A 16,460-nucleotide genomic window follows, 5' to 3' on the forward strand; every position below is an offset into this window, starting at 1 on the left:
CCCTGCCGCACACCACCCCCCTCCTCCCGCCCGCCGCCCCGCCCCCGCTCGCCGAACCGCGTCCCCTGGCGGAACCCCGCAGCTGGCCCCGGGACTTCACCGACCGGCTGACCGCACCGCTGCCCGGCGTCCGGGCGCTGGCCCGGATCGCCCGGGAGGGCAAGCTGCGCCCGGTCCCCGAGACGCTGCCGGAGATCCAGGAACTCCCCTTCGAACCCGGCCCGATGCCCGTCGCCGGACCCGCCACCCTCGCCCTCACCTGGGCCGGGCACGCCAGTTGGGTGATCCGGATCGGCGGGCTGACGGTACTGACCGACCCCGTCTGGTCCCGCAAGATCCTCGGCACCCCGCCCCGGGTCACCCCCGTGGGCGTCCGCTGGGAGGACCTGCCGGCCGTCGACGTCGTGGTCATCAGCCACAACCACTACGACCACCTGGACGCCCCGACCCTCAAACGGCTGCCGCGCCACACCCCACTGCTGCTCCCCGCCGGGCTGGCGCGCTGGGCCCGCCGCCGCGGCTTCACGCACGTCACCGACCTCGACTGGTGGGAGGCCGTCGAACTGCCCGCCCCCGGCGGGCCCGTACGCTTCGACTTCGTCCCGGCCCACCACTGGAGCAAGCGCACCCTGACCGACACCTGCCGCACGCTCTGGGGCGGCTGGATGCTCACCGCCCCCGACGGGCGGCGGCTGCACTTCGCGGGCGACACCGGTTACGGGCACTGGTTCGAGGAGATCGGCCGCCGCTTCCCCGGTATCGACCTGGCGCTGCTGCCGATCGGGGCGTACGACCCGCGGTGGATGCTGGGCCCGGTGCACACCGATCCGGAGGAGGCCGTACGGGCCTGCCAGGACCTGGGCGCGCGGGCCATGGCCCCGATGCACTGGTCGACGTTTCTGCTCTCCGGCGAGCCGCCCCTGGAACCACTGCGCCGGGTCCGCGCCGCCTGGGCCGCCACCGGCCGGTCGCGCGAGGACCTGTGGGATCTGCCGGTGGGGGCGTCGCGGGTGCTGGGTGACGCGTCCGGGTGAGGGCTGCCGGTGCGGTCGGGGCGGGACGTGGGACGTCCCACCCCGACCGCACCGGCCTCCGGCCCTCCGGGCCCGCGGCGCAGGAACTCCGGCGAGAGGCGGGCTGATCCGCAGCTTCTTTTCCGTGATCCACTCCTCGCCGGACAAAAATCGCCGATTTTGGTACGCGGGCCGGGTAACCGACGATATTCCCGCCCGGCAATCCCGGGTGCACCGCGCACGACGAGAGGCCCACCACGCCATGCACGACCGGCACACCCGCCGTTTCGGTCTGGGAACCGCCACCGCCCTGGTGATGGGCAACATCATCGGCGGCGGCATTTTTCTGCTGCCGGCCTCGGTCGCCCCCTTCGGCACCGTCAGCCTGCTCGCCTTCGGCGTACTGACCGTCGGCGCCGTCGCCCTCGCCCTGGTCTTCGGCCGGCTGGCCCAGCGCCACCCGGACACCGGAGGCCCCTACGTCTACGCCCGCGAGGCGTTCGGTGACTTCGCCGGCTTCCTGTCCGCCTGGTCGTACTGGACGATGACCTGGGTCAGCAACGCGGCGCTCGCGGTTGCCGCCGTCGGCTACGTCCACGTCCTGCTCCCCGGGCACGCGACCCCCGGCACCGACCTCGTCGTCGCGCTCGCCGCGCTCTGGCTGCCGGCCCTCGCCAACTTCGCCGGCACCCGCTACGTGGGCGCCGTCCAGCTGGTCTCCACCGTCCTCAAGTTCATCCCGCTCCTCTTCATCGCCGTCGTCGGGCTGTTCTTCTTCGACCCGGACAACCTCGGCGCGTTCCACGAGGGCGGCGGCAGTGCGGTCGGCGGTCTGTCCGCGGCCGCCGCGATCCTCCTCTACAGCTACGTGGGCGTGGAGTCCGCGGCGATGAGCGCGGGCGAGGTCCGCGACCCGGAGCGCAACGTCGGCCGGGCCACCGTCCTGGGCACCGTGGGCGCCGCCGTCGTCTACCTCCTGGGCACCCTCGCGGTCTTCGGCACCGTCGCCCACAACAAGCTGGTGCACTCCACGGCGCCGTTCTCGGACGCGGTGAACGCCATGTTCGGCGGCCACTGGGGCGGCACGCTCGTCGCCGGTGCCGCGGTGATCTCCATCATCGGCGCCCTCAACGGCTGGACCCTGATGAGCGCCCAGTCCCCGTACGCCGCCGCCAAGGACGGCCTCTTCCCCGCGGCCTTCCTGACCAAGCGGCGCGGCGTCCCGACCTTCGGTGTGCTGGCCGCATCGTTGCTGGCCACCGCCCTGACCGTGATCAACTACCTGATCGGCGCCACCGGTGTCTTCGAGATCCTGGTCCTGATCACCACCTTCTCGGCGACCGTGCCGTATCTGCTGGCGGCCGGCGCCCAGATCTACTTCCTGCTGACCGGACGCCGCGACAAGGTCCGCCCGGCCCGCTTCGCCCGCGATCTCACGCTCGCTCTCGTCGCCTTCGGCTTCACCTTCTGGCTGGTGGCGGGCGCCGGGTACGCGGCGATCTACCAGGGCGTGCTGTTCCTCTTCGCGGGGATCCTGGTGTACGCGGTGATGGCGGCGCGACGGAACGTGCGGGAGCGGGACGGGGTGGCGGCGCCCGCCACGGCCGATGACGCGGCCGACGGCGCGGTGACCGCAGCGGCGGACGCGGAGCAGCCGTCCCCGCACTCCTCCTCGCACTCCTCCTCGTAGTCCTCCCCGTACTCCTTGTAGTTCTTCCTGAGGGCCGTCCCGGTTGACCGGGGCGGCCCTCTTACCTCCCAGGTAATCGACCCCCGCTCCGCCGCCCGCCAGAGTGAGGGCACCGGTTCACGGGCCGGCGCACTCCGGCCCGTGAACCGCTGTCCGACAGCGGCCACAGCGGCCGACGATCACAAGGAGCACCTCATGACCACGCAGTACGCCACCGCCGCCGACCGCTACTTCGCCGCCTGGAACGCCACCGACGAGGCGGTCCGCGCGAAGGCCGTGGCCGAGGCGTTCACCGACGACGTGACCTACACCGACCCGCTGGCCGACGTCGCCGGCCACGCCGGGCTCGCGGCCCTGATAGGCGGGGCCCAGGCACAGTTCCAGGGGCTGGTGTTCCGGCCGCTGGGGGCCGTGGACGGGCACCACGACATCGCCCGGTTCGGGTGGGAGCTGGTCGCCGGGGACGGGTCCGCGCCGGTTGCCGGGTTCGACGTGGTGCGGCTGGCCGAGGACGGGCGGATCCGGTCGGTGAGCGGGTTTCTGGACCGGGTGCCCGCCTAGGACGCGGTGGGACGTGGGACGTCCCACGTCCCGCCCTGCAGATGGGCGACCGTCTCCGGGTCGGCGGGGAGGAAGGTCTCCACGGCCAGTTCGGAGACGGTCACATCCATCGGCGTGTTGAAGGTGGCGATGGTGGAGATGAAGGACAGCACGGTGCCCCGGTGCTCGATCATCATGGGCAGCGCGAAGGGCGGGTGTTCGCCGAAGGCCGCCACCTCCCGCCCGCCCTCGGGCAGCGGATATTCCCGTACCTCGTCGTAGAGGGCCCGCAGCGGCGCGGACCGCAGCAGCGCCAACTGCCGTTCCATCTGGGCGAAGAGATGCCCGCGCCACTCCAGGAAGTTGCGGATGCGGGGCGCCAGACCGCCCGGGTGGAGGGTGACCCGCATGGCGTTGAGCGGCGGCCGCAGCAGGGACTCGTCGACCCCCTCCAGCAGCATGGTGATCCCGCGGTTCGCCGCCTGGACGTGGTAGGTCCCGTCCACCACCAGCGCGGGGAACGGCTCATAGCCGGTCAGCAGCCGTTCCATGCCCGCGCGCAGGGCCGTCATCGAGGGGTCGTCCATCGGCGTCTCGGGGAAGGCGGGCGCATAACCCGCCGCGATCAGCAGCGCGTTGCGTTCCCGTACGGGGACGTCGAGGTGTTCGGCGAGCCGGAGCACCATCTCCTGGCTGGGGCGGGAGCGGCCGGTTTCGATGAAGCTGATGTGCCGGGAGGAGGAGTCGGCGCGCAGGGCCAGTTCCAGCTGGCTGATCTTGCGGCGGTCGCGCCATTCGCGCAGCAGAGTCCCCACACCCGTGGTCTTCGGCGTGATCGCCACGGCAGTTGTCATGGCAGGGACGGTAGCCGACCGGGTCGGCGCGGCGGACGCCCACGTCGGCGTGAATGCCCCTGCGCCGTGCCAGGCTGGCACTGCCACAGTGGTGATCCGGCATCAGAATCGGTGAAAGGTGAGTCCCATGAGCGCCCAGGTGGAACCGCTCGGCACCAAGGAGATCGAGGACCGCCTGGCCGAGCTGCCCGGCTGGTCCGCCGAGGGGGAGCTGCTCTGCCGCCGCTACGCCTTCGACGGGCATCTGCCGGCCGCCGCGATGGTCATCCATATCGCGCAGATCCAGGAGGAGTTGGGCCATCACGCCGATCTGACCCTGGGCTACAACCGGCTGACCGTCGCGGTGAACACCCACAGCGCCGGCGGCCGGATCACCCACCTCGACTTCGGCCTCGCGGAGCGCATCGAGGAGATCGCCCCCGGCCACGGCGCGCGCTGAACGGGGCCGGTCGCCCCCTCAGGACTGCCGGCAGGCGTGCTTGGACACTTTGACGAAGCGGCCCGCGCGGACCAGCTCCACATTGAACTGGGCCCCGGACAGCAGTGACAGATGCGAGAACCACAGCCAGATGAGGAAGACCACCGGTCCCGCGAGCGAGCCGTAGAGCCGGTTGAAGGTCCCGACGTACGACACATAGGCCGAGAAGCCCGCGGACGACACCAGCCACAGCAGGACCGCCACGATGCCGCCGGGCGCCGCGCGCCGCACACCGCGGGAACTCGGCGGCCCGGAGCGGAACAGCACCATCGCCAGCACGGTGGCCAGCAACAGCAGCAGAGGCCACTTCAGCAGATTCCAGGTGGCCTCACCCGCCTCGCCCAGCCCCAGCGCACGCCCGGCGGCGCGCGCGATCGGACCGCTCACCAGCAGCACCACCGCGCTGCTGATCAGCAAGGCCATCAGCACCAGCGCGGTCGCGATGATGCGCGGCGCCTTGCGCCACGGGGGCCGGTCGTCCTTCGTACGGTGCATGGCGTGCAGCGCCCGGCGGAACACCGCCAGATAGCTGCACGAGGACCACAGCGCACTGACCAGCGCGCCGCCCACCACGACCCAGGCGGCGGTGTGCTGATGGGCCATGACGATCAGCGCATGGTGCACGGTCGCGCTGGAGCCGGCCGGGGCGAGGGCGCTGGCCTGGTTGATGAGCTGCGCGGTGGCCGAGGGGTCGGCGAGGCCGATCAGCGAGACGGTGACGATGACCGACGGGAGCAGCGCCAGCACCGAGTAGTACGTCAGGCTGGCCGCCCAGTCCGTCACATCGTCGTGCCAGACGGACACCGGCGTACGGCGCAGCGCGGTACGGCACTGGGCCCAGGTCGGCAGGGCCGTACGGGCCGGGGTGGCGTCCGGCGTCGGGGAGGCGACGGGGGGAGCGGCGTCAGCGCACATGGCGCCCTCCCGGTGTCGTGGTCCGTGTCCGCGCGCGGCGCTCTGCGCTCCCGCACATGTCGCTCCGTCCTCTCTGCCGGTCCGGCCGGTGCTCCGGCCGGAACGCGGCCGGATGCCTCGGCCTGCATCATCCCCGCCTCCGCGGCCGTACCCCAAACGCCGGACGGCCGGGTGAGAAGCGGCGGAGGTTGCCGAACCGGCAACGAAGATTGCCCGGCACGTCTCCGTGGCGCAGGCTCCCCTCATGAGCGATCTCGGTCCCACGTCACCTCCCGACCCCCTGACCCGTCACCCTCACCCGCGAACCGGCCAGGGCGGTGCGGCACTCGGGCACCACCACGCCGGACGCGGCCAGGACGCCGCCCACATCGACTGGGAGGTGCTCGGCCCGCACCTCGAACGCGGCGGCGAGGTGCACATTCCGCTCTACGAGCAGGCGGCGGGGTGGCTGCGCGAGCTGCTCGCCGCCGACGGCGGGCCAGGCCCCGGTGCGGTGCGCCGGGTGCTCGACGTCGGCAGCGGGCCGGGCGTCGTCACCTGCCTCCTGGCGCAGGCCTTCCCCGAAGCCGAGGTGGTGGCCGTGGACCCGGCCGGGGCCCTTCTGGAGCGGGCCCGTGACCGCGCCGCCCGGCTCGGCCTCGGCGACCGCGTCCGCACCCATGTCGCCGAGGTCCCGGACGGCCTGGACGCGCTCGGCGCGGCCGATGTCATCTGGTCCAGCCGGGTGCTGCACCACGTCGGCGACCAGCGGGGCGCGGTGGCCGCGCTGGCCGGGCATCTGCGCCCCGGCGGACTGCTCGCCGTCACCGAGGGCGGCCTGGCCCCCCGTTTCCTGCCGCGCGACATCGGCATCGGCCGCCCGGGCCTGCAGTCCCGCCTCGATGCGGCCGGCGAGGAGTGGTTCACCCGGATGCGTACGGCCCTGCCGGGCGCCACGGACGCCGTCGAGGACTGGCCCGCCTTCCTCGCCGACGCCGGCCTGCGCAGCCCGAGCACCCGCAGCTTCCTCCTGGACCTGCCGGCTCCGCTGTCCACCGCCGCTCGCGACTTCGTCGTCGGCACCCTCGCGTACGTGATCGAGGCATACGGCGACCAGCTCGACGAGGACGATCTGACCACCCTCGGCCGGCTCACCGACCCGCACGACGCGGCCGGGTTCGCCCACCGGCCGGACGCCTTCCTGCTGGCGGTGCAGACGGTGTATGCGGCCCACAGCGTGGTGGGCCGGGGCGGGCGCCGTTGAGGGGTGCGGTCGGGGCGCTTCCCGGGACCTTGGGTTCTGCCGGGGAGGTGCTCAGTCCGCGCGGCCGGCGGTGACCGGTGCACCGGATCCGCGCGCGCAGGTGGAGATGCGGGTGGCCATGATCGCGGGGGGGGGGGACGGTGTCCGGCGACGGGGCGTGAGGGGGCGTCAACCCTGGTTCATCGGCTTCGGGGTGATCACGGCGAAGGGCGCGCCCTGCGGGTCCTTCACGACGGCCATCCGCCCGGCGACCATGTCGAACGGCGGCTTGAGCGCCGCGCCGCCGGCTTCCTGGACCTTGGCGACCGTCTCATCGGTGTCCGCCACGGAGAAGTACGTCAGCCAGTGCGAGGGGGTGCCCTCGGGGACCCCCTCGGGCATCGCCTGCATGCCGCCCACCGGCCGTCCCTGGACGCTGAGCGCGAAGTAGCCCTCGGCGCTTTCCATCGGTTCGGCCTGGATGCCGAGGGCCTGCTCGTAGAAGGCGGCCGCGTCCTCCCGGCCGGTGGTGTTGAGCTCGTTCCAGATCACGGCGCCGTTTTCGTTGACGATGCCGGCGCCGGGGAAGTCGACGGCCTGCCAGATGCCGAACACGGCTCCGGCGGGGTCGGCCGCGATGCACATCCGGCCGAGCGTCATCACGTCCATGACGGGCATCAGCACCGTGCCGCCGGCCGCACCGATCGCCCGCTCGGTGGCATCCGCGTCGTCGGTCGCGAGATAGGTGGTCCACACCGTCGGCGGCGCGGGCTGGCCGCCCATCGGGACCGCCGCCATGATGCCGGCCACCGGTTTGCCGCGGAACTCACACACGGCGTAACCGCCGGTCTCCGGCGGCCCGATCTGTCCGGTCCAGCCGAGCAGGCCCGAGTAGAAGTCGATGGCGGCCTGCTGGTCGGGCGCCGCGAGATCGACCCAGCAGGGGGTCCCGGGCGCGTAGGGAGCGGTGACTTCAGGCATCGTTGCCTCCTGGGAGCGCGTATCCGTGCCCTGCCGGTGTGCGCAGGGACCACCCGCTCTCTCCACCCTTCCCGCCGCGCGCCCGGCCCGCCACTCGGACGGCCGGTCCGCCGCCCCCGTACGGAACGGCGGACCGCGTCGCCTCGGACCGGCGGTCTCAGGCCATGTCGAACGTGGCCGGGTCCGGGCCGAGGCGGTTGCCCGAGTCAAGGGCCGCCAGGGCGCTCAGATCGGCGTCGTCCAGCGCGAAGTCGAAGACGTCGATGTTCTCCCGGATCCGGGACGGCGTCACGGACTTGGGGATGACGACATTGCCGAGCTGGAGGTGCCAGCGCAGCACCACCTGGGCGGGGGACTTGCCGTGCTTCTCCGCGATCGTGCCGATGGCCGCGTCCTCGAGCAGGCCGCGGCCCTGGCCCAGCGGCGACCAGGCCTCGGTCACGATGCGGTGCCGGGCGTGCGCGGCGCGCGACTCGGCCTGCTGGAACTGCGGGTGCAGCTCGATCTGGTTGACCGCCGGGACGACGGAGGTCTCGCCCAGCAGCCGCTCCAGGTGGTCCGGCTGGAAGTTGGAGACGCCGATGGCCTTGGCGCGGCCGTCCGCGTAGATCTTCTCCAGGGCCTTGTACGTGTCGACGTAGGTGTCCCGGGCGGGCAGCGGCCAGTGGATCAGATACAGATCCACGTACTCCAGACCGAGCTTGGCCAGCGAGGTGTCGAAAGCGCGGAGGGCCGAGTCGTAGCCCTGGTCGGAGTTCCAGAGCTTCGTCGTGACGAACAGCTCGTCGCGGGCGATGCCGGAGGTGGCGAGAGCCTTGCCGGTGCCCTCCTCGTTGCCGTAGATCGCGGCCGTGTCGATGCTGCGGTAGCCCGCGTCCAGGGCGTGGCCGACGGCGGTGGCCGCCTCGTCGTCCGGAACCTGCCAGACACCGAAACCGAGCTGCGGCATCGCGATGCCGTTGTTGAGCGTGATGGACGGAACCTTGCTCACGGGGGATGGGTCCTTACGTCGGTCGACTTCATGGGCACAGGTGACGCGCGTGGGCGTAGGCGCGTTCTGGGTTGTCAACGATCACCGGCCGCCGGGCATTCCCGCCGGGAGGTACCGGAGGGGGAGATTCCGGCCGGACCGGTCCGCCCGGCCTGCTGCGCCGTCAGCTCGGCAAGGGTGAAGGCCCCTGTGCAGAGCAGCACCAGCCCGGTGCACAGCTCCGCCGCACCGACGAGCCCGGGCAGCCCGCCCTGCGCCGGAGGCGCACCCGCGGAGAGGACACCGGCGACCGTCTGCGTCGCCCACAGGCAGCCGCCCCAGCCGAAGACCACCGCACTGCCGGTCCAGGCCAGCGCGAGCGGCACCCGCACGCGCAACCCGGCAAGCGGCGTACGGCGGGGCAGCAGGCGGGGGAAGAGGAGCAGCAGGACCCCGAGGGCGCAGGCCAGGGAGAGCAGGCCCTGGACGCAGCCGGAGGTGTAGCTGACGATCGTCCGGGCCGCGGCATCGGCCTTCGTCACGCCCAGTGTGGAGCCGGTGCCCCACAGGATCTCCACGACGCCGAAACCGGCGGTGAGCACGGCGGCGGGCAGCGCCAGGATCCGCTGCACCGCGCGGGTACCGGTGTCGGGCAGCTCGCGCAGCGGGCGGCGCAGCAGGCCGCCCCAGCGCTGATGCGCGTACACCGCGAAGGCGCCGAGGAGGGTGATGCCCTCGATGATGAAGCCGCCGTACACGACGCCGTAGACCCAGGGCTGGATGAAGTCGCCCTTGGTCATCGGGTTGGGGCTGTCGACGACGAGGCCGGCGAGGAGGCTGCCGGGGACGTTCAGCATGAGCAGGGTGAGCAGGCCGGTCGCCATCCACAGCGGGAAGGCCAGCAGCCAGGCGGGCGCCCGCAGACCGCCCGGCCGGGTCAGGGTGTACGCCACCAGGGCGGCGATGGCGTCCATGAGGAAGGTGACGGCATTGCCCGCGACCCAGGTGGCCCGACCGATGCCGTGGAGGTCGACGATGCCGATACGGGATCCCAGCACCCACATCAGTTTCAGGGCGAGATACGGGGCACAGGCGACGATCGCGGTCCGGCCGAGCAGGGTGCGGCGGCGGTTGTCCATGCCCGCGAGTCTGCGGGCCACCGCCACGGCGGACATCGGGCCCGGGGACGATCCGCCTCCCCCGCACGGCGGAGGCCGGCCACCGGGCCCTCGCCCGTCAGCCCCGGTACAGCGCGTCCACCTCGGCCGAGTACGCCGTCTCGATCGCCTTCCGCTTGAGCTTCAGCGACGGTGTCAGCAGTCCGTGCTCCTCGCTGAACTGGTGGGCCAGTATCCGGAACGTACGGATCGACTCGGCCTGCGAGACCAGCGTGTTGGCGGCGACCACGGCGCGCCGGATCTCGGTCTCCAGGTCCGGGTCGCGCACCAGGTCGTGCGGCGGCATCTCCGGCTTGCCGCGCATGGCCAGCCAGTGGGTGACCGCTTCCGGGTCCAGAGTCACCAGGGCGGCGATGAACGGCCGGTCGTTGCCGACCACGATGCACTGCGCGACCAGCGGATGTGCCCGCACCCGCTCCTCCAGCGGCACCGGCGAGACCGTCTTGCCGCCCGAGGTGACCAGGACTTCCTTCTTGCGGCCGGTGATCGTCAGATAGCCGTCCTCGTCCACGGCGCCCAGGTCGCCGGTGGAGAACCAGCCGTCGTGCAGCACGGCATCGGTCGCCTTCGGGTCGTTGTGGTAGCCCTGGAAGACCTGGCCGCCGTACAGCCAGATCTCGCCGTCCTCCGCGAGATGCACGGTCGTCCCGGGGACGGGCACGCCGACGGTGCCGTAGCGGGTCCGCTCGGGCGGGTTCGCGGTGGCCGCCGCGGTGCTCTCCGTCAGGCCGTAGCCCTCGTAGATGATCACTCCCGCGCCGGCGAAGAACAGTCCTAGCCGGCGCTCCATCGCCGAGCCGCCCGACATCGCGTGCCGCACCCGGCCGCCCATCGCCTCCCGGACCTTGCTGTAGACCAGCTTGTCGAAGATCTGGTGCTGCATCCGCAGCGAGGCGCTGGGCCCGGAGCCGGTGCCGAACGCCTTGTTCTCCTGCGCCTCGGCGTAGCGGACCGCGATCTCCACGGCCTTGTCGAAGGCCCCGACCTTGCCGTCCGCCTCGGCCTTGCGCCGGGCCGCGGCGAAGACCTTCTCGAAGATGTACGGCACCGCGAGGATGAAGGTGGGCCGGAAGGTCTGCAGATCGGGCAGCAGCGCACGGGCCACCAGCTCCGGCTGGTGGGCCAGCTTGACCCGGCCGCGGATGGCCGCGACCTGCACCATGCGCCCGAAGACATGCGCCAGCGGCAGAAAGAGCAGCGTGGCCGCCTCCTCGCCTGCCTTGGATTTGAAGACCCGCTCATAGCGCAGCACGATGTTGTCGGACTCGGCCATGAAGTTGGCATGCGTGATCACGCAGCCCTTCGGCCGGCCCGTGGTGCCCGAGGTGTAGATGATCGTCGCGGTGGCCTCCGGTGTGACGGCCATCCGATGGCGGTGCACCACCTCGTCCTCCATATGCGCACCGGCCGCGGTCAGCTCGGCCACCGGGTCGGCGTCCAGCTGCCAGAGCTTGCGCAGATGCGGCAGCCGGTCGATGACCGACCCGATGGTCATCGCATGGTCCTCGTGCTCGACCAGGCATGCCGTGACGTCCGCGTTGTGCAGCATCCAGAAGACCTGCTCGGCCGACGACGTCGGATACAGCGGTACGGACTGGGCGCCGACGGACCACAGCGCGAAGTCGAACAGCGTCCACTCATAGCGCGTACGGGACATGATGCCGACCCGGTCGCCGAACCGGACACCCTGCGCCAGCAGGCCCTTGGCGAGCGCCATGACCTCGTCCCGGAACTGTGCCGCGGTGACGTCCTGCCACTGTCCCTCGTCGTCCTTGCGCGTCAGCGCGACGCGTTCGGGATCAGCGGCGGCGTTGTCGTATACGGAATCCGCCAGCCCGCCGACCCGCGGTGCGGTTGCCAAAGGGGGGACGGTGAACTCGCGCAATGACCCAGCCCTTCGTGGTGCTCCTCACAGGGCCGAGACCGTACCCCAAGGCGACGATGTCCGGGAGGGACCTACCACGGCGTGGACGGACGGGCACGGGAAATGGCCAAGGTCAGAAATCGGGTGACTTCGGAGAAGCGCGGACACGGCCCGGCCGATTCGACCCCGGACTATCACCGTGCCGGGACCGTTTCTGCACCAAATCTCTGCATCCGCTGCGGTGCGCCGCCCGTGCCCCCTGTGCCCGCGGCAAGTCCTATGGCATGTGCAGCCGGTCGGCGCCTGCCAGGATCGCGTCGGCCAGCGCCTCGGCGGGACCCTGCGCCGCACCCGGGCGCCGCCCGTGCAGCAGGACGAAATCCACCGCGCCCAGCTCCGGCAGTCCGGCGCGTGGCGGAATCCGGACCAGACCTGGCGGGATCATGCCCATGGTGTGTGCCATAACGCCCAGTCCGGCCCTAGTTGCGGCGATCAGTCCGTTCAGGCTCCCGCTGGTACAGGCGATGCGCCACTCCCGCCCCTGGGCCTCCAGCGCCTCCAGCGCGCGAGCGCGGGTCACCGCGGGCGGCGGGTAGACGACCAGCGGAACCGGCCGCTGGGGATCGATCCGCAGCCGGTCCGTGCCCACCCACACCAGCCGGTCGCGCCACACCAGCCGCCCTCGTGACTCCTGCGGACCCCGCTTGGCCAGGACGAGATCGAGCCGGCCGGCCGCCAGCCGCTCGTGCAGCGTCTCCGACAGCTCGACCGTCAGCTCCAGATCGACCTCGGGGTGCTCGCGCCGGAACCCTTCGAGCACCTCCGGCATCCTGGTCAGCACAAAATCCTCCGACGCGCCGAACCGCAGCCGGCCGCGCAGCCGCGTCCCCGCGAAGAAGCTCGCGGCCCGCTCGTTCGCCTCCAGAATCGTGCGCGCGAACCCGAGCATCGCCTCGCCGTCCTCGGTCAGCTCCACGGCATGGGTGTCCCGGATGAACAGCCGCCGCCCGGCGACCTCCTCCAGCTTCCGTACGTGCTGGCTCACGGTCGACTGCCGCAGCCCGAGACGCTGGGCGGCCCCGGTGAAGCTCAGCGTCTGCGCCACGGTGAGAAAGGTGCGCAACTGCGTGGGGTCGAACATGGCACCCTCCAGGGGCTCGTCGCGCTGCGCCCGACGGGCCCCGGCAGGCTCCCCGGCTTCATCGCGATCCGTAATGACAGTCACCACGGTAAGAGGGGTTCCCGATCGCCGCCAGGACCGGCACCCTTGATCGGACACCGCCCACGCCACCGGCCCGCCTGCCGGACCGATCCGTCGGACCGAGCCGCCGAACGACCCGAAGAGAGACCATGCGCCGCCCTTTGTTCGCCCTGCCCTCCTGGCTGCCCGTGGACGGATACATCCTGGCGCTGGTGGGCACCGTAGGGCTGGCGGCGCTGCTGCCCGCGCGCGGACCGGCCGCCACCGTCGCGGACGGCGCCTCCACCGCGGCCGTCGCGCTGCTGTTCTTCCTCTACGGAGCCCGGCTCTCCACCCGCGAGGCGATGGCCGGGCTGCGCCACTGGCGGCTGCATCTGACCGTGCTGGCCTGCACCTTCGCGGTCTTCCCGGTGCTCGGGCTGGCGGCCCGGGTGCTGGTCCCCCACGTCCTGCCGCCCACCCTCTACACCGGGCTGCTGTTCCTGTGCCTGGTGCCCTCCACGGTCCAGTCCTCCATCGCCTTCACCTCCCTCGCCCGGGGCAATGTGGCGGCGGCGATCTGCGCCGGATCGTTCTCCAGCCTCGTCGGCATCGTCGTCACCCCCCTGCTGGCAGGCCTCGTCCTGCACGGCGACGGCGGCGGCGGCTTCTCGGCCGGCTCCCTGCTCCCCATCGTCTGCCAACTGCTGCTCCCGTTCGTCGCCGGGCAGTTGCTGCGGCGCTGGATCGGTCCTTTCCTCACCCGCCACAAGAAAGCCCTCGGCTATGTGGACCGCGGCTCGATACTGCTCGTCGTCTACACCGCCTTCAGCGCCGGCATGGTCCAGGGCATCTGGCACCAGGTCTCGCCGCTGCGGCTGCTGTGCCTGCTGGGTGTGGAGGCCGTACTGCTGGCGCTGATGCTGACCGGCACCTCCTACGGCGCCGAGAAGCTCGGCTTTTCTCGCGAGGACCGGATCGCGATCACCTTCGCCGGGTCGAAGAAGAGCCTGGCGGCGGGTCTGCCGATGGCCAGCGTGCTGTTCGGGGCACAGGCCGGACTGGCGGTGCTGCCGCTGATGCTGTTCCACCAGATGCAGTTGATGGTGTGCGCGGTACTGGCGAAGCAGTTTGCGGCGCGGGCGGAGAGGGATCGGGATACGGATACGGCTGCGGATGCCCGGCCCGCGTCCGACCGCGATGCCGCGCCCCGCGCCGAGCGCACCGCGGTGGGCGGTTCGCCGCGCTAGGCGGCTGATCCGCTGCCCCCGGCCGCGTCTCGCCAGGCGTCGTACCGGTGCGGCAAACCAGCCGTCGGGGAGGGCGGCCAGGGGTATCGGGGTGAGTCCGGACTCGACGGCGCGCACGGCCGCCCGGCCCAGCGGGGCCGAGACCCGGCCGGGCGCGCAGGCGGCACGCAGCGCCTCAGCCCTGGTCGCCCCCGTGCACCCGGTCGAGCGCCAGCCGCAGCACCAGCGGCCCCCCGGCGGCAGCGTCGGAGGTGCCGACCCCGGTCAGCTGCTCATCGGTCAGGGCCCGCCGGTAGACGCTGACCTCGTCCAGCGCGCCCGTGAACTGGGCGCGGCTGTCCACCTTTTGCCCGAGATGGACGCCGAAGACCGAGCCGCGGCTCACCGAGCCCGGGACGTCCGGGACGCTCGTGGTGTCGACGAGGTCCACGGTGAGCATCAGCCGGCCGCCGCTACGGCGCAGCGCGAGATGGTGCCAGCGGCCGTCGTTGTACGCGCCGTTGGACACGACCTGCGCGGTGACGGGCGGCCGGGCGCCGTCGACGGCGGTGATATGGGCGGTGATCCGGTGGTGCGCGGGGTCGGCGCTCACCGCGACCTGCGGCGATCTGCTGCCCACGCCGCCCATCCAGAGCATCGGCTGCTCCCCGGTGGTGGCGTCGTAGCGGAAGAAGAGGCTGCAGGTGAAGTCGTGGGTGCCGAGGGGGAGCGAGTCGCGGTACGGGAGGCGTACGGCGTCGTCCTTGCCGTCAAAGGCCAGCGCGTCGCCGAAGACGCCGTCGGTGCTGCGGGCGCCGCCCAGGACGAGCGCCGGGCGGGCGCCCGGGGCGTCGTCCGGGGTCGTGGGGTCCGGGCCGCGGCGGGGCCCGAGCCACTCCTCGGTGAAGCGGACGAAGCGGATCTCCTCGCGGGCGTCGGCCTTGCCGCCCTCGTAGAGCAGACCGGTGACGTCGGGGGAGAGGGAGGCCATGTCGGAGTAGCCGGACCAGTCGGTGGTGACCCGTGCGCCCCGGTCGACGCCCTCCCAGGTGCGGCCCTCGTCCCAGGAGGAGCGGATGGTCATGGTGCGGCGCCGGTCGGGGTCGGCGGGTGCGGCGAAGAGGGTACGGGTGTGGCCGCGGCCGGCGGCCCGGGAGCGGGGCAGGCGCAGCGCCGAGGCCTGCACCATGGGGGAGTAGAGGTCGGGGATCGCGCGGAACGGCCCGGTGAAGGAGTCGCCGCCGTCGCGGCTGACGGCGGCGGTGCGGTGGCCCAGGTCCGTACCGTCCTGTTCGCGGCCGTTCACGTAGATCGAGCCGTCGGTGCGCTCCAGGAGCGTCATCTCGGAGGGCTTCTGACGGAACGTGCCGTCCCCGGCGATCGGCCAGGTGTCCAGCGCGCCGACCTTCCAGGTGCGGCCGCCGTCGTCGCTGTGCACCAGGGCCGCGTGGTTTTCGGTGACCCGGCCCTGGGCGTAGCCCTCCGCGTTGATGCCGACGACCAGACGGCCCGCGTGCCGGCCCCGGGTGAGCTGGATGCCGTGGACGGGCCCGGTGGCGTACCAGGAGTTCCACTCGGGCGGCCGGATGGTGGGGGTCAGGTCCCGGGGCGCGGACCAGGTGGCGCCGTCGTCGTCGCTGTACTGCAGGTGCGGGGTGCGGTCACAGGGGACATCGCAGCTCAGGCCGTCGGTGCGGCCCTTGTTGTAGGTCTCGGCGATGACGATGCGGCCGGTGCGGCGGTCCACGAGGGGGGCCGGGTTGCCGTGCGTGTCGCCGTCACCGTGGTTGATCACCTGGAGCGGGCCCCAGGTGCGGCCGCCGTCGGTGGAGCGTTTGAGCACGAGGTCGATGTCGCCCGCGTCGCCGCAGTCGTGCACCCGTCCCTCGGCGAACGCGAGCAGGGTGCCGCTGCGGGTCTTGACGATCGCCGGTATGCGGAAGCAGGAATAGCCCTTCTCGCGCGCGGCAGTGAAGAGAACCTGCTGGTCGAAGCCCCCGGCGGGGGCCTGGGGAGCCGTCTCCGGCGCCGGATCGGGCGCGGCCTGTGCGGGGGTGACGGGGAGAACGGCGAGGACGCCGGCGGTGAGCGCGGCGAGACCGGCCACGGCGTGGCGCCGCCGTGGTCTGCTGCGGGGGCTGGGGTGTGCGCGGAGAACTGACGTCATGGTCCGGCCTGCCCTTTCGAGGGTTCGGCGACGGGTCATCAGGACATCCAACGTCCTAGGTGCATCCGCGACGGAAGCTACTGCGGCGTGCGGACCGCGACAAGGAGCCTGTGTCAGTGAGCCTGTGTCAGTTCGCCGTCGGTTCGCCGCGCGGGGACCGGATTTCACCCGCCCGGCCC

14 protein-coding genes are annotated in these 16,460 nt (G+C 72.3%); 6 read left to right on the top strand and 8 right to left on the bottom strand.

Features of this window, described 5'->3' with window-relative positions; all coding sequences use genetic code 11:
* Window positions 1-2: 2 nt before the first annotated feature.
* The 3 genes from ADL29_RS34060 (at window position 3) to ADL29_RS34070 (ending at window position 3,264) form a co-directional block, all read left to right on the top strand.
* Complete coding sequence (locus ADL29_RS34060; RefSeq protein WP_063788589.1) at window positions 3-1,034, top strand: MBL fold metallo-hydrolase; 1,032 nt, start codon at window positions 3-5, stop codon at window positions 1,032-1,034.
* Between the two features lie 241 nt (window positions 1,035-1,275).
* Window positions 1,276-2,703: an amino acid permease gene (locus tag ADL29_RS34065; protein ID WP_053927400.1), complete on the top strand. Its 1,428-nt coding sequence runs from the start codon at window positions 1,276-1,278 to the stop codon at window positions 2,701-2,703.
* A 195-nt stretch (window positions 2,704-2,898) separates the two neighbouring features.
* Window positions 2,899-3,264: a nuclear transport factor 2 family protein gene (locus ADL29_RS34070; RefSeq protein ID WP_053927401.1), complete on the top strand. Its 366-nt coding sequence runs from the start codon at window positions 2,899-2,901 to the stop codon at window positions 3,262-3,264.
* Here the strand turns inward: ADL29_RS34070 and ADL29_RS34075 are convergent.
* Complete coding sequence (locus tag ADL29_RS34075) at window positions 3,261-4,097, bottom strand: helix-turn-helix transcriptional regulator (protein ID WP_053927402.1); 837 nt, start codon at window positions 4,095-4,097, stop codon at window positions 3,261-3,263. The two genes, ADL29_RS34070 and ADL29_RS34075, sit on opposite strands and share 4 nt — an antisense overlap.
* Before the next feature lie 127 nt (window positions 4,098-4,224).
* Between ADL29_RS34075 and ADL29_RS34080 the strand changes: the two genes are divergently transcribed.
* Window positions 4,225-4,536, top strand: coding sequence for a 4a-hydroxytetrahydrobiopterin dehydratase (locus ADL29_RS34080; RefSeq protein WP_053927403.1), 312 nt, complete (start codon window positions 4,225-4,227; stop codon window positions 4,534-4,536).
* Between the two features lie 18 nt (window positions 4,537-4,554).
* On the opposite strand, the gene ADL29_RS34085 is transcribed toward ADL29_RS34080, so the two are convergent.
* On the bottom strand, window positions 4,555-5,490 hold the full coding sequence (locus ADL29_RS34085; RefSeq protein ID WP_053927404.1) for a YihY/virulence factor BrkB family protein: 936 nt from the start codon (window positions 5,488-5,490) through the stop codon (window positions 4,555-4,557).
* Window positions 5,491-5,734: 244 nt separating this feature from the next.
* Between ADL29_RS34085 and ADL29_RS34090 the strand changes: the two genes are divergently transcribed.
* Complete coding sequence (locus tag ADL29_RS34090; protein WP_078971493.1) at window positions 5,735-6,733, top strand: class I SAM-dependent methyltransferase; 999 nt, start codon at window positions 5,735-5,737, stop codon at window positions 6,731-6,733.
* Window positions 6,734-6,901: 168 nt separating this feature from the next.
* On the opposite strand, the gene ADL29_RS34095 is transcribed toward ADL29_RS34090, so the two are convergent.
* The 5 genes from ADL29_RS34095 to ADL29_RS34115 all read right to left on the bottom strand — a co-directional run bounded on the left by ADL29_RS34095 (window position 6,902) and on the right by ADL29_RS34115 (window position 12,846).
* Window positions 6,902-7,693, bottom strand: coding sequence for a VOC family protein (locus tag ADL29_RS34095; protein WP_053927405.1), 792 nt, complete (start codon window positions 7,691-7,693; stop codon window positions 6,902-6,904).
* Between the two features lie 157 nt (window positions 7,694-7,850).
* Window positions 7,851-8,684, bottom strand: coding sequence for an aldo/keto reductase (locus tag ADL29_RS34100; protein ID WP_053927406.1), 834 nt, complete (start codon window positions 8,682-8,684; stop codon window positions 7,851-7,853).
* 74 nt (window positions 8,685-8,758) lie between these two features.
* The gene (locus ADL29_RS34105) at window positions 8,759-9,802 is read right to left on the bottom strand and encodes a hypothetical protein (protein ID WP_157878644.1); all 1,044 of its coding nucleotides are present in this window, start codon (window positions 9,800-9,802) and stop codon (window positions 8,759-8,761) included.
* A gap of 97 nt (window positions 9,803-9,899) precedes the next feature.
* A complete protein-coding gene (locus tag ADL29_RS34110; protein WP_053927408.1) occupies window positions 9,900-11,726 on the bottom strand; it encodes an AMP-dependent synthetase/ligase in 1,827 nt (608 codons plus the stop codon).
* 256 nt (window positions 11,727-11,982) lie between these two features.
* Window positions 11,983-12,846 (bottom strand): LysR family transcriptional regulator, encoded by an 864-nt coding sequence (locus ADL29_RS34115; protein WP_053927409.1) that lies wholly within the window; start codon window positions 12,844-12,846, stop codon window positions 11,983-11,985.
* Between the two features lie 209 nt (window positions 12,847-13,055).
* Between ADL29_RS34115 and ADL29_RS34120 the strand changes: the two genes are divergently transcribed.
* Complete coding sequence (locus ADL29_RS34120) at window positions 13,056-14,135, top strand: bile acid:sodium symporter family protein (RefSeq protein ID WP_053927410.1); 1,080 nt, start codon at window positions 13,056-13,058, stop codon at window positions 14,133-14,135.
* A 175-nt stretch (window positions 14,136-14,310) separates the two neighbouring features.
* Here ADL29_RS34120 and ADL29_RS34125 read toward each other — a convergent pair whose 3' ends face one another.
* The gene (locus ADL29_RS34125) at window positions 14,311-16,281 is read right to left on the bottom strand and encodes a sialidase family protein (RefSeq protein ID WP_078971494.1); all 1,971 of its coding nucleotides are present in this window, start codon (window positions 16,279-16,281) and stop codon (window positions 14,311-14,313) included.
* Between the last annotated feature and the right edge of the window lie 179 nt (window positions 16,282-16,460).

The organism is Streptomyces chattanoogensis, assembly GCF_001294335.1.
Classification (GTDB): domain Bacteria; phylum Actinomycetota; class Actinomycetes; order Streptomycetales; family Streptomycetaceae; genus Streptomyces; species Streptomyces chattanoogensis.

What these genes read in the sequence shown, in the direction of transcription:
- ADL29_RS34070 (WP_053927401.1), top strand. Translation starts at nt 2,899, where the DNA reads ATGACCACGCAGTACGCCACCGCCGCCGACCGCTACTTCGCCGCCTGG.
- ADL29_RS34125 (WP_078971494.1), bottom strand. Translation starts at nt 16,281, where the DNA reads ATGACGTCAGTTCTCCGCGCACACCCCAGCCCCCGCAGCAGACCACGG.
- ADL29_RS34090 (WP_078971493.1), top strand. Translation starts at nt 5,735, where the DNA reads ATGAGCGATCTCGGTCCCACGTCACCTCCCGACCCCCTGACCCGTCAC.
- ADL29_RS34085 (WP_053927404.1), bottom strand. Translation starts at nt 5,490, where the DNA reads ATGTGCGCTGACGCCGCTCCCCCCGTCGCCTCCCCGACGCCGGACGCC.
- ADL29_RS34065 (WP_053927400.1), top strand. Translation starts at nt 1,276, where the DNA reads ATGCACGACCGGCACACCCGCCGTTTCGGTCTGGGAACCGCCACCGCC.
- ADL29_RS34120 (WP_053927410.1), top strand. Translation starts at nt 13,056, where the DNA reads ATGCGCCGCCCTTTGTTCGCCCTGCCCTCCTGGCTGCCCGTGGACGGA.
- ADL29_RS34095 (WP_053927405.1), bottom strand. Translation starts at nt 7,693, where the DNA reads ATGCCTGAAGTCACCGCTCCCTACGCGCCCGGGACCCCCTGCTGGGTC.
- ADL29_RS34080 (WP_053927403.1), top strand. Translation starts at nt 4,225, where the DNA reads ATGAGCGCCCAGGTGGAACCGCTCGGCACCAAGGAGATCGAGGACCGC.
- ADL29_RS34075 (WP_053927402.1), bottom strand. Translation starts at nt 4,097, where the DNA reads ATGACAACTGCCGTGGCGATCACGCCGAAGACCACGGGTGTGGGGACT.
- ADL29_RS34115 (WP_053927409.1), bottom strand. Translation starts at nt 12,846, where the DNA reads ATGTTCGACCCCACGCAGTTGCGCACCTTTCTCACCGTGGCGCAGACG.
- ADL29_RS34105 (WP_157878644.1), bottom strand. Translation starts at nt 9,802, where the DNA reads ATGGACAACCGCCGCCGCACCCTGCTCGGCCGGACCGCGATCGTCGCC.